The organism is Streptomyces lacaronensis (genome assembly GCF_047337785.1).
Lineage (GTDB): Bacteria > Actinomycetota > Actinomycetes > Streptomycetales > Streptomycetaceae > Streptomyces > Streptomyces lycopersici.
Genome location: NZ_JBLHDK010000003.1, coordinates 11,769,554 through 11,795,049, shown reverse-complemented (window position 1 = coordinate 11,795,049; position 25,496 = coordinate 11,769,554). Strand labels below are relative to the sequence as shown.

Here is a 25,496-nt window from a genome sequence, read left to right as displayed (position 1 = left end):
CGGCGCCGGTCCGCTAGGCGCGGGCGTCTGTCCGAGCCGTCCAACAACGAACAGGATCGTGCTCCATCATGACTACCTCATCGCCCTGGTCCGACTCCGACCGGCGGACTCTTCCTCAGTTCAAGTGGGCGGACGCGGTAGCCCCAGCCGAGGGTGGGCATCCCGGACTCCGGACCGGAGTCGTTCTCGAGGAAGACGGCGTCCTGATCGAGCGTGACGCGCCCGTCACGATGCGCGACGGAGCGACGATCTTCGTCGATGTCTTCCGACCGCGCACGAGCTCAGCGGTTCCCGCGATCTTGACTCTGAGTCCGTACGGCAAGCACGCGCCCAAGGGGCTTCACCTGTTCCCCGGCGCCGACGTCCCTGACCGCTCTGTCTCCCGGCACACCGTCTGGGAGGGCCCGGACCCGATGTGGTGGGCGAAACGCGGATACGCAGTCGTCAACGCCGACTCCCGAGGCTCATGGATGTCCGAAGGCGACCTGGTCGTCTTCGGCGAGCAGGAGGGTGAAGACGGCCACGACCTCGTCGAGTGGGCTGCACGTCAACCGTGGTGCAACTCCAGGGTAGGAATGTCCGGCGTCTCCTACCTGGCGATCGTGCAATGGCGCGTCGCCGCGACCCGACCACCGCACCTCGCCGCGATCAACCCGTGGGAGGGACTGAGCGACGTCTACCGCGAGTACTTCTTCCACGGCGGGATCCCCGAGACCAAGTTCGTCAAGTTCATGCAGTGGTCCGTCCGGTGCGGCACCGGACGCATCGAAGATCTGGTAGCGATGCACGAGGCCCACCCCCTGCTCGACGAGTACAACGAGAGCAAGTCGGTTGCCAACCTCTCGGTCATCGACGTGCCGGCATACTGTGTCGCCGGATGGGGCGACCACGGGCTCCACACACGCGGGACGATCGAAGCCTGGCGTCAGCTCGGTTCGAAGCACAAATGGCTCGAAATCCACGGCCGAAAGAAGTGGCAATATTACTACCGGCCCGAAAGCCTGCGTCGCCAAAAGGCGTTCTTTGATCGCTTCCTCAAGGATGCCGATCCCACGGACGATGACGAGATCGCGTCGTGGGCGCCGGTGCGCATCGAGGTCCGCGAGCGTCGCGACGTGGGTGTCGAGCGCGCCGAGAACGAATGGCCGATAGCCCGAACCACGTACCAGGCCTACGCATTGGACGCCGCCGCCGGCCGACTAGATCTCGAAACACCGCCGACGCAATCATCGATCGACTACGACCCGATGGCCGAAAACGAGCGAGCCGTCTTCGACCTGCAGTTCGCGTCTCGCACCGAGATCACGGGCTACGCGAAGCTGCGACTGTGGGTCGAGACCGATGCAGGCAACGACATGGACCTGTTCGTGGCACTGCAGAAGCTCGACCGCGATGGCCATGAGGTGCAGTTTCCGTACTGGTCGATGATGGACGACGGACAGGTTGCGCTGGGCTGGCTGCGCGCAAGCCACCGTGAACTCGACGAGCAACGCTCGACACCGTGGCAGCCTCGACTGCGCCATCGCCAGCAGGCGATGCTTCGTGCCGGCGAGCGTGTACCGGTCGACATCGAGATCTGGCCGTCGTCGACGCTGTTCGACGCCGGAGAGACTCTAAGGCTCGTCGTGCAAGGACGGGACTTCCATCGTTACGACCTGGGACCCACACAAGCCCACGAGAACTCAGTGAACCGCGGTCGACACCGGATCCACACCGGCGGCACCACGGACAGCCACCTGCTCCTACCGGTGATCCCGGCCGGCGAACCGGGGGTCTCGTTCTCAGCGTGACATTTTCACTCCGCCCCGCAGAGACCCTGTAGGAAACAGTCGGGGCTCAGCGCGATGGTCTGAACCTCACGACCGTTTCGACAGGAAGCCCCGACACGACATGGTGTGGCGTCGTGAGCCGGGTCGCAGCTGACCAAGCCCCTGAAGCGTGTCAATATTCCGATCAGGGTGCTGATCTGGGCTTTCCTTGCGGATGGTGAGGCAGCCGGGGTGACATGGTGCGGTGTCCTTGACCGAGAGCCTCCCGGTTCACCCAGGCCACGAAGCGTCGGGGACGATGCGTTCCAGGACACGGATGGCGTGGACGGCGGGGGCGATGGCAGCCCAGGGGACCTTGCGGTCCTCACCGGCGGAGACGTGGTGGCCGTCGTCGTTGGTGACGTTCTTGTAGTGGCGGCTGCGGATCAGGTGCCGCCCAGGGGTGCCGTCACGGCGGGGGTCGCCTCAAGGATCGCGTCCTGCATCGCGGGACTGCCCGTATGGCCCGAGTCGTCGATCACCTTCAGCTCCGCGTCCGGCAACGCCTTGACCATCTCCCACGCGGTCTTCAGCGCGCTCCCCAGGTCGAGCCGGCCGTGAATCGGCACTGCCGGGATCCCGGCCGGCCGGCCCGCGTCGCACAGGAGTTGCCCGTCCTCAAGCCAGGCGTCGTTCGCGAAGTAGTGCGCGCAGATCCGGACGAAGGCCATCAGCGCGTCCTCCGGCTTGTCGCTGTATGCGCCAGGCTCGGCGAGTGCCTCGTGGGCGATGACGGCGTCCTCCCAAGCGCACCAGCCCCGCGCGGCCTTGACCCGGACTGCCTCGTCCATGCTGTTCATCAGCCGATTGCAAGCGGCCACGAGGTTGCCGCCTCGGTCTGCCTCCGGCAGTGCGTCGCGGAACGCCTCCGAGCGCCGGGCAGCAGGCGTCCGACGCTGCGGTCGGAACAATCGGTCTCCTCGGGCCTGGTCATGGTGGCGCCGTCAGGGTGCGCACCTGGTCACCGACCGGGGGCGGCCTCGCAGGTCACGGAACGCGGAGACCGGGATGAGAAGTCCGGTACGTGAAGGGCGTTTGTCGTCGACGGGCGCACCGGACGAACGGTCAACGCCGACGCGGGAATCTTGCCCGATCGTGTCAACGCCTACGCCGCGCTGGTCTACACCGCCGGCACAGAGGTCCACCTCGCCTGGCGCTGACCGACTCCGCGCCCGCCGGGCAGGCGTTTCTTGCCTGGCCCGGTGAGCGCGTACGACCGGTGGCGGGGCCGGCCCGCCACCGGTCCTTTCGCGTGGCGGGTCCTACACGGCGCCGGGGCCGACGTCCTTCGCGCTGAGCGGGGCCCGCGTGGCCGTGGACGACGACCGCTCGTCGGCGCCGGCGTCGACGCCGCCGACGCGAGCCTGGCCGTCCATGTCGTCGGTCACGAAGGCGTGGTCGCCGGTGCCGGTGTCGATCGCCGGGCTGCCCGCACCGATCCGGTACAGCGATCCGTCGGAGGCGAGCAGCGGGTCGACTGCCCTGACGGAGTCGGAGGGCACGGACACGCCGACGGTCGCCGATCCGGTCGGCCACGCGATGTTCCCGGCGTACGTCATGCCCTCGGGCTTCTTGACCTCGTTGATCAGCTTGCCCCGGCTGCCCGTGACGACGTTGTCGGCGATGACCGAGTCGACCGGGGCAAGCTTGTAGTTGGTGCCGATCTCGATGTTCGATACGTTGTTCACGAAGGTGTTGTTCACCACGGTCGCCCGGTAGACACGCCAGTGTGCGCTCAGCGCGCCCGAGGTGTCCACGTCGCCGCCGTCGATCTGCAGTGCGGCGTCGTAGCCGGTGCCGGTCAGGCCCTCGAAGTAGTTGTTGTAGACCTTGTGGTCCTGGCCGTAGATGCGGATCCCGCCGGTTCCCGCCTTGCCCTGGCCGAGGAAGAAGTTGCCGTAGAACTCGCCGCGGTTCCCGTGCCGCTGGGACAGGACGCCCTGCGAGCTGCGGAACGTGTTGTAGCGGACGATGTTGTCGTTGCTCTTCACGGAGACGATCTCCGGGTCACCATCGCAGTTCTCGAAGAGGTTCGACTCGACGACGGTGAATCCGCTCGACTGGGAGATTCCGCTCCAGCCGACCCGGATGGCCTCCATCTCGTTGTCCGCGCGAGGGCCGATGTCACGGAAGTAGTTGTGGTCGATGCGATCGTGCTGTGACTGCTCGGTCTCGGATCCGTCGACGGTGATGAAGTTCCCGAGTTGGTGCTTCTCCTCGAACAGGTTGTGATCGATCCGGTTGTGGTGGCTGTTCGCACCTTGGATGATCACCCACTTCAGCGAGGACTCCTCGGTCAGCCGGAAGTGGTTGCGGGTCAGCCGCACGTTGTTCGAGCTGGTGATCTTCAGTGTGTCGCTGTTCGTGAACTTCAGCCCTTCGAAGGTTACGTAGGAGGAGTCCGCCACCTCCAGCTGCCCGTCGTCGATCAACGCCTTGCCGCGGTTCTCCGCGACGACGGTGATGGGCTCGGCGGCCGTTCCGTTCTTGCCGGTCATCTTGCCGATCGCATACGTGCCGTCCGCGAGCACGATGCGGTCCCCGGCCCGCGCGTCCCCGAACGCGCTCTTCAACTCGTCCGAGTCCGCGACACGGACCGTGCGGACGGGGCTCTGCCCCCCGTCGTCACCGTCCCCGCCGCCATCTCCGCCGCCATCTCCGCCGCCGCTGCCGTCGGCTCCGTAGATGTCGGTCTCGGTGATGCTGGTCCAGTCGTTGGACGTGTTGCCATGACCGACGATCCGCACGTAGCGGGCCGAGGCATCGGCGAAGTCGTACTTCTGCTGCTCACGCGTGTCGCCGCTGCTGGTCTTTCGTTCCAGGATGGTCTTCCACGACGATCCGTCGTCGGACAGCTGGACGTCGAAGGTGTTCTTTCTGCTGTCCCCCTGGTGCCAGGCGACCGACGCCGACCCGACGGTCTGCGCCGAGCCGAGGTCGTAGCGGATCCACGCCCCGTCGCCCTCGGCCGACCAGCGGGTGCTCAGATCGTTGTCCAGGGTGTTGGCGGGAACGTTGCCGTCATCCGCGCTCGCCGAGACGTTCGCGACCTGGACCGGGGAATCCCCGCCGGGATCGGTGGGGTCGGTGGGGTCGGTGGGATCCTCGCCCGCAGGCTCGATGTCGTAGGTCCGGACCCAGTCGACCTCAAGCACGGCCGGGCGCAGACCGCTGTCACCGGTGAAGTTGTCGAGCTGGAGGTTCAGATGCCCCGACGGCATCGTCTGGATGTCCCCCCGGTCGGCGTCCGCGCCGCCCGACTCCCGGAACCACTCGACGCCGTCGACGTAGCCGACCAGCGCGTCCGGCGTCCACTCGAAGGCGAAGTTGTGCCACTGCGTCATGTCCACGGAGCAGACTTCGCGGTGCTCCTTCTTGTCCGAAGGGCTCTTCGGGTAGTGCAGGAAAGCGGTGAGGCACCGCGATTCGGGGTCGGAATTCTCGACCCAGTCGTACTCCCCGTTTTCGAGCCGGTTGCCTGCGGTGGGCCAGATCAGGTGCAGCACATGGTAGAGCCCGCCGTCCGAGCCGGTGTTCCGTGAGCGCGAGCGGATTTCCCACCGGCCGTACTGGGCGTCACGCTGCTGCCTGAGCCATCCCGTGTCGCCGTTCGCCTCGCCGCGCATGGTGAGCATGCCGTCGGCGACGGTGCTGTTCTTGGCGCACCGGCGGCCGTTCTCGTCATGCCCTTCCCAGCATCCCTGCGTGCCGCCAACCTCGCCCGTCGGTACCGCCCACTTGTCGGGGTCGACCGCGCCGGTGTAGTCGAACTCGTCGGAAATCGGCAGCGGTGTGCCCCAGCCGTACCGCTTGGCGGCCTCGGTCGAGTCCCCGTCGTTGCCGCCCTCGTCGCCCCCGTCGTCGCCGTGCGTGACGTTCAGCCCGTAGATCTTCACCTGGCCGTAGTTGTCGTCGCTGCACGGCTCCGAGTTGTCGCAGTTGGCCTGCGTGTACGCGCCCGCCTTGAAGTAGGCGCCGGAGAATTCCTTCGACAGCGTGGTCTGCAACTCGCCGTTGTAGTAAGCCTTGATCTTGCCGTCGCTGACCACGAACTTCGCCTGGAACCTCGTGCCCAGCACGTAGTCGTCCGTCACCAGCTTGTGCTTCTCGTCGCCGTCGGTGATGTAGAGCTTGCTGCCTTCCAGGCGGAAGACGCTGACGTCGTCGGAAGCGTCGTGGATCTGCCCGGCGACGACGTTCGGGGTCTCCTCGGGGAGGTCCGTGATGGCCTGGTCGATCACCATCGTGTGGGTGCCGGACGTGGACGACCAACTCGCCTTGGTCTCCCCCGAGTCCGTCATCTCCCGCAGCTCCGAGCGGGGATACTTGGAGCCGCTGGTGGTGACCCCGTTGACCGGGGCCCGGAACCGGACGGCCGCGCAGTCGTCGGCGGTGGTGAACCACGGGTCGTTCGCGTACGTGGCGAGTTCTGGCTGGTAGACGTTGGTGGGGGACTCCTCCTCGCCCACCGGCAGCCCGATGTACCAGTCCGTCAGGTCCAGCACGTCGGCCGGGTACGCGCAGGAGCCGCCACCGCCGTCGTCTCCGCCGCCGTCGGCCCCGTTGATGTCGGTCTCGGTGATGCTGGTCCAGTCGTTGGACGTGTTGCCATGGCCGACGATCCGCACGTAGCGGGCCGAGGCGTCGGCGAAGTCGTGGTTCTGCTGCTCAAGTGTGGTACCGCTGCTTGCTTTCCGGTTCAGGACCGTGGTCCACGACGATCCGTCGGCGGACAGCTGGACGTCGAAGGTACTCTTCCTGGTGTCCCCCTGGTGCCAGGCGACCGACACCGACCCGACGGTCTGCGCCGAGCCCAGGTCGTAGCGGATCCACGCCCCGTCGCCCTCGGCCGACCAGCGGGTACTCAGGTTGTTGTCCAGGGTGTTGGCGGGAACGTTGCCGTCATCGGCACTCGCCGTAACGCTCTTGACCTCCAGCGGAGAGGTGTCGGCGGCCGACGCGACCGGGTGGAACACACCCGAGACTCCGACGGCGACCGCACCCACTAACAGCGCATGAAGCATGCGTCTCATAGGGCCTCGCTTCGATTGACAGCCCCGGGCCACCGAGACGGCTGGTCGGGGCCGGATGGTTGTGGTCAAAAACCGGAGGTACTGTGTCAGCCCCGTGACGGGACGGGTCCCGCACACCTCCCCCATACCGCCTGGCCCACTCCCCACGACGCCCTGACTCGGAGGACGGGACGGGTCCCGTTCCGCCGGTGGTCGAATCTGCTGACATCGGGAGTGCAGGCTCACGGAACGCGGAGCGTGGGATGAGAAGTCCGGTGCGTGCGGGTCTCATCGAGCGAGGACGGCCTGGGCAAAGGCGGTGAAGCGAGTGCGTTCTCGACAAGGAGGAGGGCCAGCCGGGCAGCGAGATGCGCAGTCACGACACGATCATTATCGTCCGCAGCCTGATCCGCCGGGCGTGGGACCACCGAGCTCTGGGACAGCCGGCCGCACCGCCGCCCATGAGGACACGTCTGTCCTCCGCGAGCACTTACGCGCGCTCAGTCCTGCGCGCCTCGATGAGGGTCCTGGAGGAGCGGGCGATGAACGGGCCCTCGGCCTCGATCTTCTCGTGCTGTGGCCCCCGGCATGCCGGTGACGCGAACAACCTACGGTAGCCGCCGAACCATGAGGGCACACCTACCTGCACGAGCCGCAAGCTGGATGAGTATGTCGAGGCAGCTCTGATTCCGGAGTACACCCGAGGAGATCGCCGGGCTCGCAACCCGGCGCACCTGGAGACAACCGGCCGTTACCGTCGGGTTAGCGGTCGGATAGCACTCCGAGCCCCGCGAGACGTGATCAAAGCCGAGTGCGCCCCCACCGAGACAGTGGGCCGGGAGGCCGCCCCTGTCGGCCCGGACGCCGCCGTCGGTCCCTGGCCGCCCTCAAGGCTCCGGGTCACAAGCTGCGCCAGGGCGAGATCCTCGCCATGGCCTGCCATTGGGTGTCGGCCAGTTCCATGCGTGTACGCGTTTCAGCGTGCCGAACCGGCGTCGGACGATGGCCATATCCGTATTGCGATCCCCAAGGGATGGTTGTGATACGGCAAAAACCTTCTTAGGGTGCCGTCATCGCACTGGACAGCACAGGCCGGGCACCCCTTCCGAAGAGAGATGCCCGGTCTGTCTAGTGCGCGACGCGCCGCGCGGCCACGGCTTTCGCAGGCAAGCAGCCGCACGGCGGAAAGGCCACGCAACCAGTTTCCCGGAGGGTACCGTGAGCCACCCCGATCGGCTACGCCATGCCATCAACACAAGCGGGACCACGCCCCTGATCGGCGTGTTCGACATGTTCTCCGCATCCGTCGCGGCCCGGCACTACGACGGGATGTTCATCTCCGGATTCGGCTTCGCCGCGTCCCACTACGGGCTGCCCGACATCGGCTTCATCGCCTGGCCGGACATCATCGCCTTCGTCCAGCGCCTGAGACTGGCCTTCCCGCGACAGCACCTGCTCGTGGACATCGACGACGGCTACGTCGATCCGGAGACCGCGTGCCATGTCGTGCGGAACCTGGAGGCGATCGGCGCCTCCGGCGTCATCCTGGAGGACCAGAAACGCCCGCGGCGCTGCGGGCACGTCGACGGCAAGCAGGTACTGCCACTGGAGGAGTACCTGGAGAAGCTCGACATGGTGCTCACCTCGCGCCGTGAGCTCGTCGTGGTCGCCCGCACCGACGCGACCGAGGAGGACGAGATCCTGCGCCGCGCCAAGGCGCTGGCCGCGACCGACGCCGATGTCGTGCTCGTGGACGGAGTGCGCAGCATCGACTGGATCCACAAGGTACGGCGCGTCATCGGCGACAAGCCCCTGCTGTTCAACCAGATCGCCGGCGGCAAGTCGCCCCGGCTGTCGTTGAGCGAGTTGTCGGAACTCGGCGTGGACATCGCCATCTACAGCACCCCCTGCCTGTTCGCGGCCCAGACCGCCATCGACCGGGCACTGTCCGAACTGCGGGAGGCCGACGGCCGCCTCCCGCAGACCGGTCCGGAGACCGTCGGTGTCGCCGAGTGCCTCGCCCTGCTGGAGAAGAACATCAGCCGCCACCACGAACACGCGCCGGTCTGACGCCGGTGCCGCCAGGAGGGGACCGCACCCCGCGACATCAGCCGTAAGCGGGCCCCGGCCTCACCCCGGGCCCGGCCTCGGCCCGGCCCGGGTCCCATGCCACCGGATTCAAGGCAGGAGCGCATGTCCCGGACCCTCACCCGCGCCGCGCGCTGTCTGGCACGCCGCGTCGACTGGTACATCGTCGCGCTGTTCAGCGTCATCGGTGTCGCCACCCTCGCCCCGGCCGAGCGGCAGGCAGCGGAGGTCGTCTCCTGGCTGACCCAGGTGGCGATCGGAGTGCTGTTCTTCCTCTACGGAGCCAGGCTCTCCCCATCGGCCGCCCTGGAGGGCATACGGCACTGGCGCCTGCATCTGCCCGTCCTGGCCCTGACGTTCATCGCCTTCCCGCTGGCCGGGCTGGCCATCGCGCTGTTGCCGGACCAGATGCTCGGCGCCGAACTCACCGCCGGTGTGCTCTTTCTGGCCGTGCTGCCCTCCACCGTCCAGTCCTCCATCGCCTTCACCTCCATGGCACGTGGCAACGTGGCCGCCGCCGTGTGCTCGGCGTCGTTCTCCACGGTGCTGGGCGTCGTCCTCACCCCCGTGCTGGCGGTCCTGCTGATCCAGCGCACCGAGGACGGCGGCATTCCGATCGGCTTCGGCCAACTCGGCGACATCGCCATGCAGTTGTTACTGCCGTTCCTCACCGGGCAGATGCTGCGGCGCTGGATCTCCGAATGGCTCGGCCGGCACCGCGCTGTGATCAGTGTCTGTGACCGGGGTTCGATTCTGCTGGTGGTCTACTCGGCGTTCAGCCGGGGCATGACCACCGGCATCTGGCAGCGCGTGTCACCGGCGCGACTCGCGCTCCTCGGCGTACTGTGCGCGCTGCTGCTGGGTGTCGCCCTGCTCCTGGCCAACCGCTGTGCGCGCGTGTTGTGCCTGCCCCGCGAGGACCGGGTGACCGCGGTCTTCTGCGGCGCCACCAAGAGCCTGGCCAGCGGGCTGCCCATGGCCTCCGTATTGTTCCCGGCGGGCCGGGTCGCCATGATCGTACTGCCCCTGATGCTCTACCACACCCTTCAACTCGTGGTCTGCGCCTGGCTTGCCCGCCACTGGCCGACCACCCTCCACGCGGCAACGACCCACCCCACACCCCACGCCCCAGCCCCGGCCACCGGCCCTCACTCCGGCTCCCCAGCAGACTGACTCCACGTTTTCCAGCAGTGCTCGGAGCCGTATTGCTCACGCCGATCGCCGTGCCGTCGATCCTGGGTCTGTTCGGGTTCGCGGCCTCGACGTTCATGGTGGCTCCCACCTGGCCGAGTGGGCAGGGCAACCGTCCGACCTCGCCGATTGCCCTGGCGCCACTGGTGATCTCCTCCGGACGCACGGCTCCGCACGGTGACCTGCGCCAAGGTACTTCGGGCGGCTGGATCACCCATATGCCGATCCGTGGGTGGCCGACGGTGGCACCGCCGTACGCGGATGGTGGTAGATCCGCGAGACGTACGGGTACCCAGTGACTCATGACGACATTCGCCTCATACCAGGATGAGCTGTACGACCAGGGTCAGCACGGCCGACAGCCGCCATATCCGATGACGTTCGAGGAACTGGAGGAGAAGGCGTCGGCCGCGATGACGCCGAAGGTCTGGCAGTATGTCGCCGGTGGCGCCGGGGATGAGCACACCCAGCGAGCCAACTGCGCGGCGTTCCGGCGCTGGGGCTTGTACCCGCGCATGCTGGTGGCACCCACCGAACGGGACATGTCGATCGAGTTGTGCGGTGTGAAGCTGCCCTCGCCGGTGTTCATGGCGCCGGTCGGGGTGATCGGGGTGTGCGCTCAGGACGGTCACGGCGACCTCGCGTGTGCGCGGGCCTCCGCGCGGACCGGTGTTCCCTTTTTCGCCGGTACCTTGTCGGCGGATCCGATGGAAGAGGTGGCGGCAGAACTCGGCGACACGCCGGGCTTCTTCCAGCTGTACGCGCCGCCGGATCGGGAGATGGCCGCGAGTCTCGTACACCGTGCGGAGGCCGCCGGCTTCCGGGGCATCGCCGTCACCCTCGACACCTGGGTCACCGGCTGGCGGCCTCGAGACCTGGCCGGTTCGAACTACCCCCAGGTCCCCAGCGGCTGTCTGAGCAACTACACCAGTGATCCGGTCTTCCGCAGGCGGCTGCAGCCCGGCGAGGACGCGACCGAGGTAGCCGTGCGCACCTTGCCGATCTTCGGTGGCCCGTTCCGGTGGGAGGACCTGGACTGGCTGCGGTCGGAGACCAGGCTGCCCCTGATGCTGAAGGGCGTCTGCCATCCCGACGACGCCCGCCGCGCCAAGGACCACGGCGTGGACGCCATCTACTGCTCCAACCACGGCGGACGGCAGGCCAACGGAGGGCTGACCAGTCTGGACTGCCTGCCCGACGTGCTCGGCGCCGCCGATGGACTGCCGGTCCTGTTCGACTCCGGGGTGCGTACGGGCGCCGACATCATCAAGGCCCTGGCGCTGGGTGCCACCGCGGTGGGGGTCGGTCGCCCGTACTGCTACGGACTGGCACTCGGCGGCGTCGACGGCGTCGCGCACGTGCTGCGCTCGCTCCTGGCGGAGGCGGACCTGATCATGGCCGTGGACGGGTATCCCACGCTGAAGGACCTCACACCCGAGGCACTGCGCTTCGTGGGATGAGTCGGCCGCGGGCGCCCCGGTCCCCGGGGAGAGGCCCGCTGCGCAGTGCGCATGACCGATGAGGCGGACGGAAACGTCCGAGGCCCATCCGGGGGCCCGCCGGGTGTTGGCACCGGCCACCAGGACCACAGGGCCGCGCACATCGCGCCGCCGATCGCCCACGGTGGGTTGTCAGTACCGGTTGCCGAGAGGCCAACCGGGCAGCGGCGCTCCAATCGGCCACGTCGCTCAGGTCGACGGTGGGGTGGGCCGAGTCGGTCGGCCGCGAGTGCCTTGCCGTGGGCGGTGGAGGCAGCACTGGTCCTCGGGTAGGTGGCCGTGGGCGCTCCGTACCGGCGCTTCCTCCACCAAGGCCGACCTGCTCTCGGCGGTGATCGCCAAGTACCTCGCAGGCGGAGCGGCCGACGTGGAAGCCGCCGTCGGGCGCGTCGCTGCGGGCGCACGGGGTCCTGGACGAGATCAGCGCACGGGATCCTGGACGAGATCGCGGGCTCCTCCAGCGCGTGGTCGAGGCGTCAGCCGTCGCAGCAGTGACTGCTCCAACTCGGCCAGAATGGCTTCGCTGTCGCTGTGGTGGCCGGGCGGAGTCCGCCAGAGCGCAAGTTGGCCGTGCAAGGCGGACCACAGGTGGATGCCCACGGTCTGTGCCTCCGCTCGACCATCGGGGTCCGGCGATGCGCGGAATACCAAGCCGTCGGAGCGCTACTGCTATTTGGGCCTGACCTGAACTCCTTGGACCACACCCTCCCCAAGGGCACGAAGCAGCACTGGGAGCAGACCGGTATGCCTGGGCGCGCTTCCGGTCCGGCCGCTGTGCATGAGCGCCCTGGGCGGACCGTCGTGACGGCATCCGCGACGGTTACCAGCCGATGGCATTCTCATAATGAGCCTGACGGGACCACGCCTCTCGGCACCGTCGGCTCACCGCCAGAAGCACTCCTCGATCACGAGCTGAGGGTCGGTGGTTCTCCTGGTGAATTGGTACCGCAGCCAGCCACGTCCGTGGTCGAAGTAAAGGACGTGCTGACCACCCGGGCGGGTGGACTGGGCCGGTTCCACGCTCATCCCGGCTGGAAGGTCCCGGTCAGTGTCGATGCCCCGAAAGTAGGGGTCGGCGGCAGTGACGAGTTCGGCACGGGCGGCGTAGACCAGGGTGCGGGCCGCTTCTGGGAGGGCGTCGCGGTCTTCCTCTGCCTTCTTGGTCCAGTCCGCTTGCCAGGGCGGCCCCATGAAACCGTCGGTCACTGGCCGGGTTCCGCCTTCGCTGCCTGGCGGCGAAGGTTCCCGGCTTCCTCAATGAGGGCTTTGGCGCGGCTGTAGTCGGGCTCCCGGTCGGCCTCGTCCTCCAGGGCGTGCACTTTCGCCTCCAGGCGCGGATCGCGGGAGACGGCGTATTCGCCCCACCAGCGCGCCATGAAGGCGGGGACCGGCGCGAGGTCGTAGGCATCGGCGATGTCGCGACGCCAATGCCGGTCGAAGTCGACAAGGAGTTGCGGCGCGTGCTCGGCGATGGCGGCGCGGAGCGCTTTTGGCGTCCTGTCCGGCATGGGGGGCACGGCCCCTGAGCCGAGCGGCGCGGCGGTCATGAGTGCGTTCCTTCGGTGGTGGTGGTCAGGCTACGGACAGTGTGGAGCGCGTAGCGCCCGTGGGGTCACCGGGGGCGCCGGCGAAGGCGAGGGCATCGCGCTGGCCGGTGGTGACCATGCGGGTGTGGGTGTGGATCTCGCCTCGGGCGTAGGCGTCCAGCAGGATCTCGACGAGGGCGGACATGGACCGGACCGTGTCCTTGGTGCGGCGCTCGTTGGCTGCGTGCCATACGGCATCAGTGGTGAAGATGGTGCGGCCTCGCCGGTTGAGCGCCTCAGGGTTCGGAGAGGTGCGCGGCAGCGCGAGAGTCCCGGCGGCGTAGTCGGTGAGGGCTCGGGAGGCCACCCAGATAAGGGGGAGGCCTTCGTTCTTGGCACGGCGGCCTGCGGCGTCCCATACGTTCTTGGCGATGTTCGGGGCACGCTCCGTCTCGCCTGCTGCCGGCATGCGACGGCCCTCCTGTCGTGACACCCTCGTGACACCCTCGGATCTACCTATCGAAATGGTACTACGGATCGAACCGGTAAATCAGCGGTGCGCTGGTCAGGTCGACGAGGCCGAAAAGGATCAGGGCCACCATCCATGGTGGACCGCGGCGATCCAAGTCGGCGGGCGGCATCACCGACTGCTTCGGATCTCTCTCCGTGGGCCGGGCCGGACCGCCGGGTGCGAGGTCCGTCCAGGTGCGCTCGATGTGGTCCAGGCACACGTCCCGGGGTGCGGCCGGGTGCGCCTCGTGCCATCCGTCGGGCACCGGGGCGAAGGTGGGCCACAGGGCGTGCTGGTTGTGATCGTTGACCACGACGAGGAATGTGCCGTCCGGGTCGTCGAAGGGGTTGACGTCGTCCTGCCGATCTCTGCGGGGTCGGGTGAAGAAGCCGGTCCGGTGGCCGTGGGGCTCGGCCCGTCCGGCTCAGCGCATGTTGTACCGTTCGCGGCGCGCTCCGTCGGGGTGCCGGGCAGGTCGTCGGCGAAGCAGGACAGCGGTGTGAAGCGTCCCGCCGGGGCGGACGGTGATCGGCGACAGACTGGACACGCGGATCGTGGTGTCCGGGCCGGTCATCATCCGCACGAACCGCAGCCCGGTGTGCAGGTGCATGCGTCGTCACCCACACCAAGGCCGCGCACGCCCGCTTCCTGCATCGCCGCAGACATGTCCCGGACCGGCCTTGACGCTGGTCAGACCGGGCCAGGAACCGCTGTCAGCGACCCGCGTCGTACTGTTCCCGCCATTTGTCGATCAACGCTGCCATCTCGCGCTGCATGAATGCGTAGAAGTCCTGCATTTCGTGGAGGCGGCGCCCGGCCACACCGTGACCCGCCCCGCCCGGGGTACCGGGCGGGCTTCGCCAAGGGCCGATACGACCCGTAGGGATCAAGATTCCATAGTGAACGCGTCAGGTTCCTGTAAGGTGCCTGGCGGAGTGCCGGGAAGTCTGGTCGGCGAACAGGGGATCACTCTCTTTGCCGATCGGGGGCGGAACAACCCATGGTGCTCATCGCTGTTTTCGGCGTCGCACTCCTCATCGCGGTGCTGGTCTCGGGCCTGGCGGCCCGCTCCGTGCTCTCCACCTCGCTGCTCTTCCTCGTCGCGGGCGCGCTCGTCGGTGACGGGGCCTTGGGCCTGATCCACATTACGGCGGACAGCCCGATCGTCTCGGTCACGGCCGATCTGGCGTTGTTCGCGGTGCTGTTCACCGACGGCATGCATGTGTCGTTCCCCGCGTTGCGCGGCGCCTGGCGGAATCCGGCGCGTGCCCTCGGGCTCGGAATGCCGCTGGCGTTCGTGGGGATGGCGCTGGTCACCCATTTCCTGGCCGGGCTGGACTGGACGACGTCCTTCCTGGTCGGGGCCGTGCTGGCGCCGACGGACCCGGTGTTCGCGTCGGCGATCGTGGGCCGTAAGGAGGTCCCGGCGCGGTTGCGGCAGTTGCTGAATGTGGAGAGCGGGATCAACGACGGGCTGGCGCTGCCGGTCGTGCTGGTGCTGATCGCGACGGCCGGGCCGACCTCGGATGCGGCGGAGGCGTCGCTGTCGAAGATCGCTCTGGAGCTGGTCGGCGGTCTGGCGCTGGGCATCGTGCTGCCGCTGGTCGTGAACGGGCTCGTGCGGTTCCGGCTGCTGGGCGCGGAGCCGAAGCTCCAGCCGCTGCTGCCGCTGGCGACAGGGGTGATCCTGTACGCCATCTGCCATCTCACTCACGCCAACCCCTATCTGGCGGCTTTCTCGGCGGGCGCGGTGCTCGCCTCCGTCTCGCCGGGCTCCTGCCGTGCGTTCCAGCCGCTGGGTGAGGCGCTGGCGGAGCTGAGCAAGTTCGCGGCGCTGCTGGTGTTCGGGGCGCTGCTGACTCCGCGGCTGTTCGGTGACCTGCCGTTCGGCGGGTATGTCGCGGTGGTTCTGGCGATCGTTCTGATCCGGCCGGCGTCGCTGCTGATCTCGCTGATCGGCACGCGTTTCGACCGGCGGGAGAAGCTGGCGGCGGCCTGGTTCGGCCCGAAGGGCTTCGCCTCCGTCGTTTACGGGCTGCTGGTGCTGCAGTCGGGCATCCCGCAGGGCCAGGAGGCATACACCCTGATCGCGATGTGCATCGCCTTCTCCATCGCCGCCCACAGCAGCACGGATGTGCCCGTCGCCCGCCTCTTCGATGTCGAGGACCTCGTCGGCATACCGGATGACGACGATGACGATGAGCACAAGGGGAAGCGGACTGCCGGGGCCGCGGAGCCTGCGGCCAGGATGGAGGAGGACGGCAATGCGCGCACGTGATCTGGCGGTGGAATATCCGTCGGTGCGTCTGGACAGCGATGCGCTGGACGCGGCCCGGCTGCTGGCCGAGCAACGGCTGCCCGGGGTGCTGGTGATGGACGACGGAGCGGAGCCCTATGCCGTGCTGCCCGGGTCGGCCCTGGTCAAGCTGCTGGTGCCTGGCTACGTGATCGAAGACCCCACGCTCGCGGCGGTGATCGACGAGCCGCATGCGGACCGGCTGTGCCAGGGGCTGGCGGGACGGCGGGTGGCCGACTGCCTGCCCAGGGAACGTCACAAGCCACCGGTCGCGGACCCGGATGACACCGCGTTGGAAGTCGCGGCGCTGATGGCGCGTGAGCGCAGCCCGCTGATCGCGGTGGTGGAACGGGGTGAGCGCGGGGAGCGCGGCGGTTCCCGGCTGCTCGGTGTGATCACCGCCGCGCATCTGCTGGAACGTCTTCTTGGGGTGACATGAGCGACTGGCACAGCTGGGCGGCGATCGCGGTCTTCGTGAGCGCGTACGTGGCGATCATCAGCGAGCGCGTGCACCGCACGGCCGCCGCCCTGGCAGGGGCGGGAGCCATGCTCGCGATCAGTGCCACGGACGACAAGGCCGCCTTCTTCGACGAGCGCTCCGGGATCGACTGGAACGTCGTCTTCCTGCTGCTGGGGATGATGGCGATCGTCGGGGTGCTGCGGCAGACGGGCCTGTTCGAGTATCTGGCGATCTGGGCGGTCAAACGCGCCCGCGGTAAGCCCTTCCGCGTGATGACGATGCTGATAGTGATCACCGCGGCCGCCTCCGCGCTGCTGGACAACGTCACCACCGTGCTGCTGGTCGCCCCGGTCACCCTGCTGGTGTGCGAACGCCTCGCGCTGCCCGCGGCGCCGTTCCTGATCGCCGAGGTGATGGCGTCCAACATCGGCGGCACCGCCACGCTGGTCGGTGACCCGCCGAACATCATCATCGCCAGCCGGGGCGGGCTGACCTTCAACGACTTCCTGGTCCACCTGGCACCCATCGCCGTACTCCTGACCGCCGTGCTGGTGGTGATGTGCCGGGTGATGTTCCGCAAGGTGCTGGTGTACGACGAGGAGCGCGCCGCCGACGTGATGGCGCTGGAGGAACGCGAGGCGATCCGCGACCACCGGCTCCTGTACCAGGGCCTGGGGGTCCTCGCCCTGGTCGTCTTCGGGTTCGTGGCACATCCGGTGCTGCACTACGCGCCGAGCGTGGTCGCCCTGCTCGGCGCCGGGATACTCATCGCCATCTCGAAGGTGGAGACCGGCGAGGTTCTGAAGGAGGTCGAGTGGCCGACCCTCGCCTTCTTCGCCGGGCTGTTCATCATGGTCGGGGCGCTCATCGAGACCGGCGTCATCGGGGAGGTCTCCCGCGCCCTGGCGGATGCCACCGGGGGCAGCGAACTGGGCGCGGCAATGCTGCTGGTGTTCGGCTCGGCCGTGCTCTCCGGGGTCGTCGACAACATTCCGTACGTCGCCACCATGGCTCCCATCACCGCCGACCTGGCCCACGGCTTCGGTGGCGGCGACGGCGTCCACGTGCTGTGGTGGGCCCTCGCACTGGGCGCCGACCTGGGCGGCAACGCCACCGCCATCGGAGCCTCGGCCAACGTCGTCGTCCTGGGCATCGCCGAACGCAACCAGCAGCCCATCTCCTTCTGGCAGTTCACCAAGTACGGGCTGGTCGTCACCGCCGTGACGGTCACCCTCTCGGCGGGGTACCTGTGGCTGCGGTACTTCGCCCTCGGCTGACCACTGACATCACCGACCGACGGGGGTCTTGCACCATCGTGTCTTCCTCACCTCAAGGGCCGCCCGGCGATCCCGCCGTCCCACACATGATCGTCTGCGGCGACGACGCGCTGGCCCACCGCCTGGCGGCCGAACTGCACAAGGTCTACCGCACTCACGTGACGGTCGTGGTTCCGGTCGCGGCCCCGGTACGGGAGACCACACGGTCACGGACCACAGGACCCGCTCACGCGTCCGCCCTCCTCGGCCGCGTGGCAGCGGCGGTCGGACGGGCGCCGCTCCCCCGCCAGGGCGCGTCGGACGAGGCGCCGGATACCGGCGTTCGGGTCGTGGAGGCGCCGGACCTCGCCGATGACGTGCTGACCGAGGCGGGGGCGGCGCGGGCCACGGCACTGGCACTGGTCCATGACGACGACGAGACCAACATCCACGCCGCACTACGTGCCCGTCGGCTCAACCCCCGGCTGAGGCTGGTGATCCGGCTCTACAACCGCAAACTGGGCCAGCACCTGGAAGACCTGCTCGACCAGGCCGCGGTGGTCGCCGACCCCGGCATGGACCCGGCAGAGCTGGACGCCGCCACGACCGTGCTGTCCGACGCCGACACCGTGGCCCCCGCACTCGCGGCCACCGCCGTCGCGGGCACCCGGAAAGTGGTGCAGGCCGACGGGCTGCTGCTGCACGCGGCCGAGCGCACCCCACCCGGCCGCGACGAGGTGACCGACCCCGGGCTGTGCACCCTCGCGCTGCTCTCGTCCACCACCACCGACCCCGGCGGCAGCGAGGGCTCGGACAGCAGCGGAGACGAAGGCCCGCGCCTGCTGCCCGGCGACGCGGAGGTCGCCGCCGCCACCGGGCGCGGCACGGTGGTGCTGGAAGCCGTCTCCGCCACCGGTCCGCCCCTTCCACCGCGAGGGCTCGGCAGCCGCAGGGTGCCGCTCGCCTCGCTGTTCTCCCGACGGCTGCGCTGGTCCGTCGCCGGGATGGTGACCGCCGTGCTCGCTCTTGCCCTCGCCTCGTGGCGGTTCACCGGAGCGGACCCCCTGCACGCGGCCTATCTCACGGTGCTGGACGTGCTGGCCATCGACGACCCGGCTCTCGGCGAGCCGACCGGGCGCAAGGTGCTGCAGCTCCTCTCCGGGCTGACCGGCTTGCTCCTGCTGCCTGTATTGGTGGCGGCCGCCCTCGAAGCGCTGGGCACCTTCCGGACCGCGTCCGCGCTGCGCCGGCCGCCGCGCGGACTCTCCAGCCATGTCGTCCTGCTCGGGCTCGGCAAGGTGGGCACTCGTGTCCTGGCGAGACTGCGTGACCTGGACATCCCCGTGGTGTGTGTGGAGGAGGACCCCGAAGCGCGAGGCATCCCGCTCGCCCGGCGGCTGGGGGTGCCCACCGTCGTCGGTGACGTCACCCAGGAAGGGGTGCTGGAGGCCGCCAAGGTTCAGCGGGCCCGCGCTCTGCTCGCGCTGACCAGCTCCGACATCACCAACCTGGAGGCGACGCTGTACGCCCGCTCGGTCAAACCCGACCTGCGGGTGGCACTGCGTCTGTACGACGACCACTTCGCCACCGCCGTCCACCGCACCCTGCGCGCCGCTCACCCCCATGCCCTGACCCGCAGCCGCAGTGTCTCGACACTCGCGGCACCGGCCTTCGCCGGAGCCATGATGGGCCGCCAGATCCTGGGCGCCATACCGGTCGAACGCACAGTGCTGCTCTTCGCCGCACTGCACGTCGCGGGCCACCCACAGTTGGAGGACCGCACCGTCGCCGAAGCGTTCAAACCGGGCGCCTGGCGAGTGATCGCGCTCGACGCGGCAGAACCAGCGGACCGGCGGCGCGACCTCGCCGCGGCGCTCCCGTACGACGGCGCCGACCGGGAGCCCGGTCTGGTATGGGACCCGCACCCCGGCTATGTACTGAAGCCGCACGACCGCGTGGTGCTGGCCACCACCCGCCAGGGCCTGGGCGAACTCCTCGGCGGAAACCCCGTGGCGCGAGGGGCCCCGGAGACCGGATGACCGGCGCGGGAACGGCCACGGGAACCACTCGGGTGGTGCAGGTCCTGGACCGGAAGCACCAGAAGGAGCGGACAGGTGAAACGAGACGGCATACCCGGGCATTTCCTCGGGGACTACGCGGGCATGCTCGCCGATGTCTCCGGGACCGGCCGGCTGTTGCGGCGGCCCGAGCTGGACGCGCTGCGCGAGCTGGGTGAGCGGGCGGCGGAGGCCGGGTACGGGCTGCGGGAGCTGATCGGACTGTATCTGGGCGAGACCCGCAGACTCTGGGGTTCGCTGCCCGGCATCGCACGGGCGCCGAGTGCGGCCGCGGCGGCCCGCGCCGATGACGCGCTGCTCGGCGCCGTGGACGCGGCGATCAGCGCGCTGGGGGAAGGGCACGAGCGGGCACAGCACCTGGCGGTACGCCAGGAGGAGGCGGCGAGGCGCGAGTTCATCGACGATCTGCTGTACGGGCGTAGTGACCTGGGGCGGCTGGCCGAGCGCGCCGAGCGGTTCGGACTGCGGCTGGCGGGCTCCCACGCGGTCGCCGTCGCCGAGGGCGATGAGCCGTACGACGACGTCCATCCGGTGGTGCGCCGCGTCGAGCGGGAGCTGATCGCCCGGTTCGGTGAGCACGACGTACTCCTGACCACCAAGGACGGGCGGCTGGTGTGTGTCGCCGCGAGCAGTGAGCGCATCATCCTGGACGCTTTCGCGAAGTACGCGGAACGGCCCGGCACCGGCCACTTGGGGGCGCGGTGGGTGGCCGTCGGTCGTGAGCACCCAGGAGCGGGCGGTGTGGTGCTCAGCTACGAGGAGGCGCTTGGCGCCCTGGAGCTCGCCGAGCGGCTGGAGCTGCAAGGGCCCGTTCTGCACGCCGGCGACCTGCTGGTCTTCCCGGTGCTGTTGCGTGACCGGGCGGCCATGTCCGACCTGGTGCGGACGGTGCTCGGCCCGCTCACGACGTCGCGCGGCGGAGCCGGGCCGCTGCTGGAGACACTCACCGCGTGCGCGGTGGCCGGTTATGTCAACGCCGAGGCGGCACGGCGCCTGAAGATCAGCGTACGCACCCTCTCCTACCGGCTGGAGCGGATCAAGACCCTGACCGGGTACGACCCCGGGGACGCGCTGCAGCGCTTCACGCTGGAGACGGCGGCGATGGGGGCACGGCTGCTGGGGTGGCCTCAGGAGCCGCTGTAGACGCTTCCCAGGGCCCGGTCGGTTCCCGCGTTAACAGGACGTCAGGAGCACATGAAGATTGCCGGGATCCGGCAATGTGCGGCCATGACTCCCGGTGTCACGATGCCGTGGCACCGAGACGAGGGACGGGGGTGGTGCTGTGGCTGGGTTCCTGCGGGCCGCGCTGGGGTTTCCCACGGTCCTGTTCAGCTTCGCGCTCCTCGTCGTGGCCGGGTACTGGCTTGTGGTGCTGCTGGGAGGGATCGGCGTGGACGCCTTCGACGGGGGAGACGGCGTCCACGCCGGTACCGCCGGAATACCGGTCACCGCCATGGTCTCCACCGGAATCGTCATTGCCTGGTTCGTGGCCCTGGCCGGGGATGCGCTGATCGACCACCGCTGGCTGCGGGTCGCCGTGCTGCCCGCCGCGCTGGGGGCGGCCTGGGTCGGCATCAGACTGCAGCGGCGCCTGGCCCACCGCTTGCTGCCTCCTGAACGGGTGCCGTCGCGCGAGCATTTCGTGGGCCGCGTCTGCGTGATACGCACCTCCCGCGTGAGTGCCGACTTCGGTCAGGCCGAGGTGACGTCCGACGACGGATCGACCGCGACCGTCCAGGTCCGTACCCATGAGGCCGGACTGGTCTCGGGCTCCCACGCGCTCATCTTCGACTACGACGCCGACGGCGAATTCTTCCGGGTCGCACCCTTCGACAGCGCGCTCGACCCGCAACGCCCGGCCGTCTGAACACCCCACATCTCTTCCCACATCGCGGACAGCCAAGGATCTCACCGATGGATGCCATCACCGTAGGGCTGGGCGTGGTCATCGCCGTCGTCCTGCTCGTCGTACTCGTCGTGTTCCTCACCGTCACCCGGCTGTACCGCAAGGTGGCCCAGGGCCAGGCCCTGATCGTTCCAAGTACCGCAAGGTCGATGTGACCTTCACGGGTGCCGTGGTGCTGCCCGTGCTGCACAAGGCGGAGGTGATGGACATCTCGGTGAAGACCATCGAGATCGGCCGCACCGGCCGTGAGGGGCTGATCTGCCAGGACAACATCCGCGCCGACATCCGCATCGTCTTCTTCGTACGGGTCAACAAGACCAGGGAAGACGTGGTGAAGGTCGCCCAGGCGATCGGCACCGCGCGCGCCAGTGACCCGCGCACCTTGCAGGAGCTGTTCAACGCGAAGTTCTCCGAGGCGCTCAAGACGGTCGGCAAGCAGTTGGACTTCGCCGACCTCTACACCAAGCGCGATGAGTTCCGGGACCGGATCATCGCGGTCATCGGCACCGACCTCAACGGCTACAGCCTGGAGGACGCGGCCATCGACTATCTCGAACAGATGCCGATGGGCCAGCCGCAACCGGCTGGTCGACGAGGTCTATCTGCCTCTGGTCGGGGACAACCTGGCACGGCAGCTCGGCGCCGACGGAGACGGCCGCCGCACGACAGCCAGGGACTGCTCCTGCTGCTGTCCCCGCCCGGCTACGGCAAGACGACCCTCGTGGAGTACGTCGCCTCCCGCCTCGGTCTCCTCTTCGTCAAGGTCGACGGCCCCGCGCTCGGCCGCCGCACCGACTCGCTCGACCCGGTCGCGGCGCCCGACGCCGCCGCCCGCCACGAGGTGGAAAAGATCAACTTCGCGCTGGAGATGGGCAACAACGTCCTCCTCCACCTGGACGACATCCAGCACACCTCGCCCGAGCTGCTGCAGAAGTTCATCCCCCTCGGCGACGCCCAGCGCCGCGTGGAGGGAGTGCGGCACGGCCAAGCGCGCACGTACGACCTGCGCGGTAAGCGCTTCGCGGTGTGCATGGCCGGCAACCCCTATACCGAGTCCGGGCAGCGCTTCCGCGTCCCCGACATGCTCGCCAACCGGGCCGACGTATGGAACCTCGGTGATGTCCTGAGCGGCAAGGAGGAACTCTTCGCGCTCAGCCGCATCGAGAACGCGCTCACCTCACATCCCGTACTGGCCCCCCTCGCCTCCCGGGACCGCGGGGACATCGACCTGCTCGTCCGTCTCGCGCGGGCGGACGACGGCGACGAAGGGGCACGGCCCGGACCGCCTCATCCACCCGTGCACCCCGGCCGGGCTGGACGAGATCCTGTCCGTCCTGCGCAAGCCGCTGCACATCCAGAAGACGGTGCTCGCGGTCAACGGCGCCTACATCGCCTCCGCCGCACAAGCCGACGCCTCCCGCACCGAGCCGCCGTTCCGTCTGCAGGGCTCCTACCGCGACACCAACAAGCTCGCCGCGCACGTCCTCCCGGCCATGAACGACGCCGAACTCGAAGCGCTCATCGACGACCACTACCGGGCCGAGGCCCAGACCCTCACCGGCGATGCCGAGGCCAACCTCCTCAAACTGGCCGAGCTGCGCGGCAGGCTCACCGCCGGGCAGACGGCGCGCTGGAATGAGGTCAAACAGGGGTACCTGAGGCGGCGCACGGTGGCCATGGCCACGGACACGAGCCCGATGATGTTGTCCGCGGCATCTGACAGCTAATAGTGCGAATTTTGCATAGGGTCGTGGAGGCCGACATGTCTGTGCAGCGTCGCGAAGCCTCGTACGCGCCCTGCAACGCATTTGGAGTGGTCCATGGCTCAGGAGAAAGACCCAGGAGACTCCCTGCTGCTGTCCGCTCTGCCGTTCGGCGTGATGGCGGTCGTGGCCGCGGTGGACCTCACCGCGGGCCCAGCGGTGGGTTTCCTGCCGCTGGTGTCGCTGGGTCCCGCGTTCGCGGGGCTGACCGGAGGGTGGCGCCGGACGGCGGTCATCGGGGCGGTGGCTGTTGTCCTCTCCTTTGGACTGGGTGCGTACGACGGCCTGTTCGACACGCGTCGTGGCTACACCGCCTTGCTCTCGGTGGTTGGCGTCACGGGTGCTGGTCTGGTGGCGGCCGTCAGGCGACAGCGTCGGGACGCGGAGTTGGCGAGTGTCCGCTCGATCGCGGAGGTGGCGCAGCGGGTGCTGCTGCGGCCGGTGCCGCGCGGTGCGGGGCGGCTGCGGGTGGCGGTCTCGTACACCTCCGCCGTGGCCGAGGCCCGTATCGGAGGTGACCTGTACGAGGTGGTGACCTCGCCTGACGGGGTGAGGCTGATCATGGGTGATGTGCAGGGGAAGGGGCTGGAGGCGGTGGAGACCGCGGCGGTGGTCGTCGGCGCGTTCCGTGAGGCGGCGTACGACGAGCCGGACCTCAAGGCTGTCGGTGAACGGCTGGAGCGGGCTCTTGAGCGGCATCTGACCCAGGAGAAGTTCGTGACCGCGGTCCTGGCCCAAGTGAGGGACGATGCCAGCATCACACTCCTCAACTTCGGCCACCCGGCGCCGCTGTTCGTACGTGCGAACGGCGATATCCGCTATCTGGAGCCGCCAGGGCGGGCACTGCCACTTGGACTCGGTATGCACAGGACCCCGGGCCCGAAGCCACACCAGGTGCCTTTCGCCCCCGGGGACCAGATCCTCTTCTACACCGACGGTGTCACCGAGGCCCGTGACCGCTCAGGGCGTTTCTACCCGCTGGACGAGCGGGTGGGACGACTGGCGGACCCTGACCCGGAAGCGGCACTGGCCGCCGTGCGGCAGGACCTGATGGAGCATGTGGAGGGGCCTTCACACGACGATGCCGCGATGCTGCTGCTGCGCTACCGGGGGTGAGCCGCGTGGCGGGTCGGGCCAGAGCGAGCCGAGGCCGGTGGGAGTTCTTGGTGCTGGCGCGGACCTGGGCGATGGTGACGAAGATCTTGCCGTGGGTGCCGCGCAGGATGTTGGCGAACTTCTTGTCGAAGTCGGCGCCCTGGGCGTCCCGGCACAGCAGCGGAAGCAGCACGGTGAGCGCGGCGAGGACGGCTGTACGGCCAGTGTCCATGGGCCGCCCGGCGCTCGGGGCCGGGCGGTGGTGGACCGTTCTCATCGCTGCACCGTCTTTCAAGGCTCCAGCCTGTTCCCCGGACCACGCTGCCACGGCCGGGCTCGGGCCCCGCGAGAACGCAGCAGGCAACCACGTCCAGGACCTCGTGGTGGCGTGCCCGCTCGCGTACGGCCCGCACCAGGGCGGCCGCCAGGCAATATGCGGCGCGGGCGAGTACAGCCAGGGCGAGTACCGCACCGCTTGCCGCCGCAGCCGCTCCACCGGGCGAGGCGTACTGCGCGCGGAGCGCCCTCATGCACGACTGGAGCAGCGCTGCCAGATCCCCGCTCCCGTGCCCCGCTCCCGTGCACTGTGGGAACGATGAGCGCCACGCCTGCCATCACCGCTGAGGCAAGCGCGGAGACGCCCAGCGCCACCAGAGGGTAATGCCCAGCCGGGGTGCCCGATCCGTCCAGCCGCCCAGGCGCAGTACCCGGCCGCCCATGGCCGCCAGGGCGGTGGCGTAGCCGACCAGGGTCAACGCGACAATCAACGCTCTCGCTCCCGGGTGTGGGCGCCCCGATCCCGGGCGGCACCCAGCAGGCGGCGAAGCTCCTCCGCCTCGCCCGGCTCCTCCTCCTGGCCTCGACACACCACCGCAATCCTTTCCAAACCGCCAGGGCCACCTCGCCGCAAACCGCGCGATCATCCGTACTGGCTGAGGCGGTGATCGGTACGCGGCCGCGATCAGGCGCAGCTGACGGCGGGACAGGGGCTGCGAAAGATTGGTCAT

18 protein-coding genes and 3 pseudogenes are annotated in these 25,496 nt (G+C 68.9%); 13 read left to right on the top strand and 8 right to left on the bottom strand.

The window, feature by feature from the left end; translation table 11 throughout:
• The first annotated feature begins 68 nt into the window (after window positions 1-68).
• On the top strand, window positions 69-1,790 hold the full coding sequence (locus ACMTAK_RS50565; protein WP_413812450.1) for a CocE/NonD family hydrolase: 1,722 nt from the start codon (window positions 69-71) through the stop codon (window positions 1,788-1,790).
• Between the two features lie 404 nt (window positions 1,791-2,194).
• Here ACMTAK_RS50565 and ACMTAK_RS50560 read toward each other — a convergent pair whose 3' ends face one another.
• A complete protein-coding gene (locus tag ACMTAK_RS50560) occupies window positions 2,195-2,608 on the bottom strand; it encodes an alpha/beta fold hydrolase (protein ID WP_413812449.1) in 414 nt (137 codons plus the stop codon).
• A gap of 462 nt (window positions 2,609-3,070) precedes the next feature.
• Window positions 3,071-6,841 (bottom strand): chondroitinase-B domain-containing protein, encoded by a 3,771-nt coding sequence (locus ACMTAK_RS50555; protein WP_413812448.1) that lies wholly within the window; start codon window positions 6,839-6,841, stop codon window positions 3,071-3,073.
• A gap of 1,197 nt (window positions 6,842-8,038) precedes the next feature.
• On the opposite strand from ACMTAK_RS50555, the gene ACMTAK_RS50550 reads away from it, so the two are divergent.
• From ACMTAK_RS50550 to ACMTAK_RS50540, 3 genes are all read left to right on the top strand, one after another.
• A complete protein-coding gene (locus tag ACMTAK_RS50550; RefSeq protein ID WP_413812447.1) occupies window positions 8,039-8,890 on the top strand; it encodes an isocitrate lyase/PEP mutase family protein in 852 nt (283 codons plus the stop codon).
• Between the two features lie 123 nt (window positions 8,891-9,013).
• Window positions 9,014-10,081 carry a bile acid:sodium symporter family protein gene (locus ACMTAK_RS50545; RefSeq protein WP_413812446.1) on the top strand — a complete coding sequence of 356 codons (1,068 nt, stop codon included), beginning with the start codon at window positions 9,014-9,016 and terminating at the stop codon, window positions 10,079-10,081.
• 320 nt (window positions 10,082-10,401) lie between these two features.
• Window positions 10,402-11,559 carry an alpha-hydroxy-acid oxidizing protein gene (locus tag ACMTAK_RS50540; RefSeq protein WP_413812445.1) on the top strand — a complete coding sequence of 386 codons (1,158 nt, stop codon included), beginning with the start codon at window positions 10,402-10,404 and terminating at the stop codon, window positions 11,557-11,559.
• 921 nt (window positions 11,560-12,480) lie between these two features.
• Here ACMTAK_RS50540 and ACMTAK_RS50535 read toward each other — a convergent pair.
• The 5 genes and pseudogenes from ACMTAK_RS50535 to ACMTAK_RS50515 form a co-directional block, all read right to left on the bottom strand.
• Window positions 12,481-12,804, bottom strand: coding sequence for a hypothetical protein (locus tag ACMTAK_RS50535; protein WP_413812444.1), 324 nt, complete (start codon window positions 12,802-12,804; stop codon window positions 12,481-12,483).
• Entirely contained in the window at window positions 12,801-13,145 is a 345-nt protein-coding gene (locus ACMTAK_RS50530; protein WP_413812443.1) for a DUF6247 family protein, read from the bottom strand. The genes ACMTAK_RS50535 and ACMTAK_RS50530 overlap by 4 nt, the downstream gene beginning before the upstream one ends.
• Window positions 13,146-13,170: 25 nt before the next feature.
• On the bottom strand, window positions 13,171-13,593 hold the full coding sequence (locus ACMTAK_RS50525; protein ID WP_413812442.1) for a hypothetical protein: 423 nt from the start codon (window positions 13,591-13,593) through the stop codon (window positions 13,171-13,173).
• A 61-nt stretch (window positions 13,594-13,654) separates the two neighbouring features.
• Window positions 13,655-13,972: pseudogene (locus tag ACMTAK_RS50520) on the bottom strand (MbtH family protein); the annotation flags it as partial.
• Between the two features lie 87 nt (window positions 13,973-14,059).
• Window positions 14,060-14,245 (bottom strand): hypothetical protein, encoded by a 186-nt coding sequence (locus ACMTAK_RS50515; RefSeq protein ID WP_413812441.1) that lies wholly within the window; start codon window positions 14,243-14,245, stop codon window positions 14,060-14,062.
• A 390-nt stretch (window positions 14,246-14,635) separates the two neighbouring features.
• On the opposite strand from ACMTAK_RS50515, the gene ACMTAK_RS50510 reads away from it, so the two are divergent.
• The 9 genes and pseudogenes from ACMTAK_RS50510 (at window position 14,636) to ACMTAK_RS50470 (ending at window position 24,510) form a co-directional block, all read left to right on the top strand.
• Window positions 14,636-15,913, top strand: a complete 1,278-nt coding sequence (locus ACMTAK_RS50510) for a cation:proton antiporter (protein WP_413812440.1) — start codon at window positions 14,636-14,638, stop codon at window positions 15,911-15,913.
• The gene (locus ACMTAK_RS50505) at window positions 15,900-16,370 is read left to right on the top strand and encodes a CBS domain-containing protein (RefSeq protein WP_413812439.1); all 471 of its coding nucleotides are present in this window, start codon (window positions 15,900-15,902) and stop codon (window positions 16,368-16,370) included. The genes ACMTAK_RS50510 and ACMTAK_RS50505 overlap by 14 nt, the downstream gene beginning before the upstream one ends.
• Complete coding sequence (locus ACMTAK_RS50500; RefSeq protein ID WP_413812438.1) at window positions 16,367-17,668, top strand: ArsB/NhaD family transporter; 1,302 nt, start codon at window positions 16,367-16,369, stop codon at window positions 17,666-17,668. The genes ACMTAK_RS50505 and ACMTAK_RS50500 overlap by 4 nt, the downstream gene beginning before the upstream one ends.
• Window positions 17,669-17,754: 86 nt before the next feature.
• Complete coding sequence (locus tag ACMTAK_RS50495) at window positions 17,755-19,686, top strand: potassium channel family protein (protein WP_413812437.1); 1,932 nt, start codon at window positions 17,755-17,757, stop codon at window positions 19,684-19,686.
• 123 nt (window positions 19,687-19,809) lie between these two features.
• The gene (locus tag ACMTAK_RS50490) at window positions 19,810-20,868 is read left to right on the top strand and encodes a PucR family transcriptional regulator (RefSeq protein WP_413813240.1); all 1,059 of its coding nucleotides are present in this window, start codon (window positions 19,810-19,812) and stop codon (window positions 20,866-20,868) included.
• A 139-nt stretch (window positions 20,869-21,007) separates the two neighbouring features.
• The gene (locus ACMTAK_RS50485; protein ID WP_413812436.1) at window positions 21,008-21,592 is read left to right on the top strand and encodes a hypothetical protein; all 585 of its coding nucleotides are present in this window, start codon (window positions 21,008-21,010) and stop codon (window positions 21,590-21,592) included.
• 47 nt (window positions 21,593-21,639) lie between these two features.
• Window positions 21,640-22,205: pseudogene (locus ACMTAK_RS50480) on the top strand (SPFH domain-containing protein); the annotation flags it as partial.
• A gap of 1 nt (window position 22,206) precedes the next feature.
• Window positions 22,207-23,358, top strand: a pseudogene (locus ACMTAK_RS50475) (AAA family ATPase); the annotation flags it as partial.
• A 93-nt stretch (window positions 23,359-23,451) separates the two neighbouring features.
• Entirely contained in the window at window positions 23,452-24,510 is a 1,059-nt protein-coding gene (locus tag ACMTAK_RS50470) for a PP2C family protein-serine/threonine phosphatase (protein ID WP_413812435.1), read from the top strand.
• Between the two features lie 593 nt (window positions 24,511-25,103).
• On the opposite strand, the gene ACMTAK_RS50465 is transcribed toward ACMTAK_RS50470, so the two are convergent.
• The gene (locus ACMTAK_RS50465; RefSeq protein ID WP_413812434.1) at window positions 25,104-25,256 is read right to left on the bottom strand and encodes a hypothetical protein; all 153 of its coding nucleotides are present in this window, start codon (window positions 25,254-25,256) and stop codon (window positions 25,104-25,106) included.
• Window positions 25,257-25,496 lie beyond the last annotated feature (240 nt).

What these genes read in the sequence shown, in the direction of transcription:
- ACMTAK_RS50470 (WP_413812435.1), top strand. Translation starts at nt 23,452, where the DNA reads ATGGCTCAGGAGAAAGACCCAGGAGACTCCCTGCTGCTGTCCGCTCTG.
- ACMTAK_RS50560 (WP_413812449.1), bottom strand. Translation starts at nt 2,608, where the DNA reads ATGAACAGCATGGACGAGGCAGTCCGGGTCAAGGCCGCGCGGGGCTGG.
- ACMTAK_RS50565 (WP_413812450.1), top strand. Translation starts at nt 69, where the DNA reads ATGACTACCTCATCGCCCTGGTCCGACTCCGACCGGCGGACTCTTCCT.
- ACMTAK_RS50545 (WP_413812446.1), top strand. Translation starts at nt 9,014, where the DNA reads ATGTCCCGGACCCTCACCCGCGCCGCGCGCTGTCTGGCACGCCGCGTC.
- ACMTAK_RS50530 (WP_413812443.1), bottom strand. Translation starts at nt 13,145, where the DNA reads ATGACCGCCGCGCCGCTCGGCTCAGGGGCCGTGCCCCCCATGCCGGAC.
- ACMTAK_RS50490 (WP_413813240.1), top strand. Translation starts at nt 19,810, where the DNA reads ATGCTCGCCGATGTCTCCGGGACCGGCCGGCTGTTGCGGCGGCCCGAG.
- ACMTAK_RS50505 (WP_413812439.1), top strand. Translation starts at nt 15,900, where the DNA reads ATGCGCGCACGTGATCTGGCGGTGGAATATCCGTCGGTGCGTCTGGAC.
- ACMTAK_RS50515 (WP_413812441.1), bottom strand. Translation starts at nt 14,245, where the DNA reads ATGCACCTGCACACCGGGCTGCGGTTCGTGCGGATGATGACCGGCCCG.
- ACMTAK_RS50510 (WP_413812440.1), top strand. Translation starts at nt 14,636, where the DNA reads ATGGTGCTCATCGCTGTTTTCGGCGTCGCACTCCTCATCGCGGTGCTG.
- ACMTAK_RS50495 (WP_413812437.1), top strand. Translation starts at nt 17,755, where the DNA reads ATGATCGTCTGCGGCGACGACGCGCTGGCCCACCGCCTGGCGGCCGAA.
- ACMTAK_RS50500 (WP_413812438.1), top strand. Translation starts at nt 16,367, where the DNA reads ATGAGCGACTGGCACAGCTGGGCGGCGATCGCGGTCTTCGTGAGCGCG.
- ACMTAK_RS50525 (WP_413812442.1), bottom strand. Translation starts at nt 13,593, where the DNA reads ATGCCGGCAGCAGGCGAGACGGAGCGTGCCCCGAACATCGCCAAGAAC.
- ACMTAK_RS50555 (WP_413812448.1), bottom strand. Translation starts at nt 6,841, where the DNA reads ATGAGACGCATGCTTCATGCGCTGTTAGTGGGTGCGGTCGCCGTCGGA.
- ACMTAK_RS50540 (WP_413812445.1), top strand. Translation starts at nt 10,402, where the DNA reads ATGACGACATTCGCCTCATACCAGGATGAGCTGTACGACCAGGGTCAG.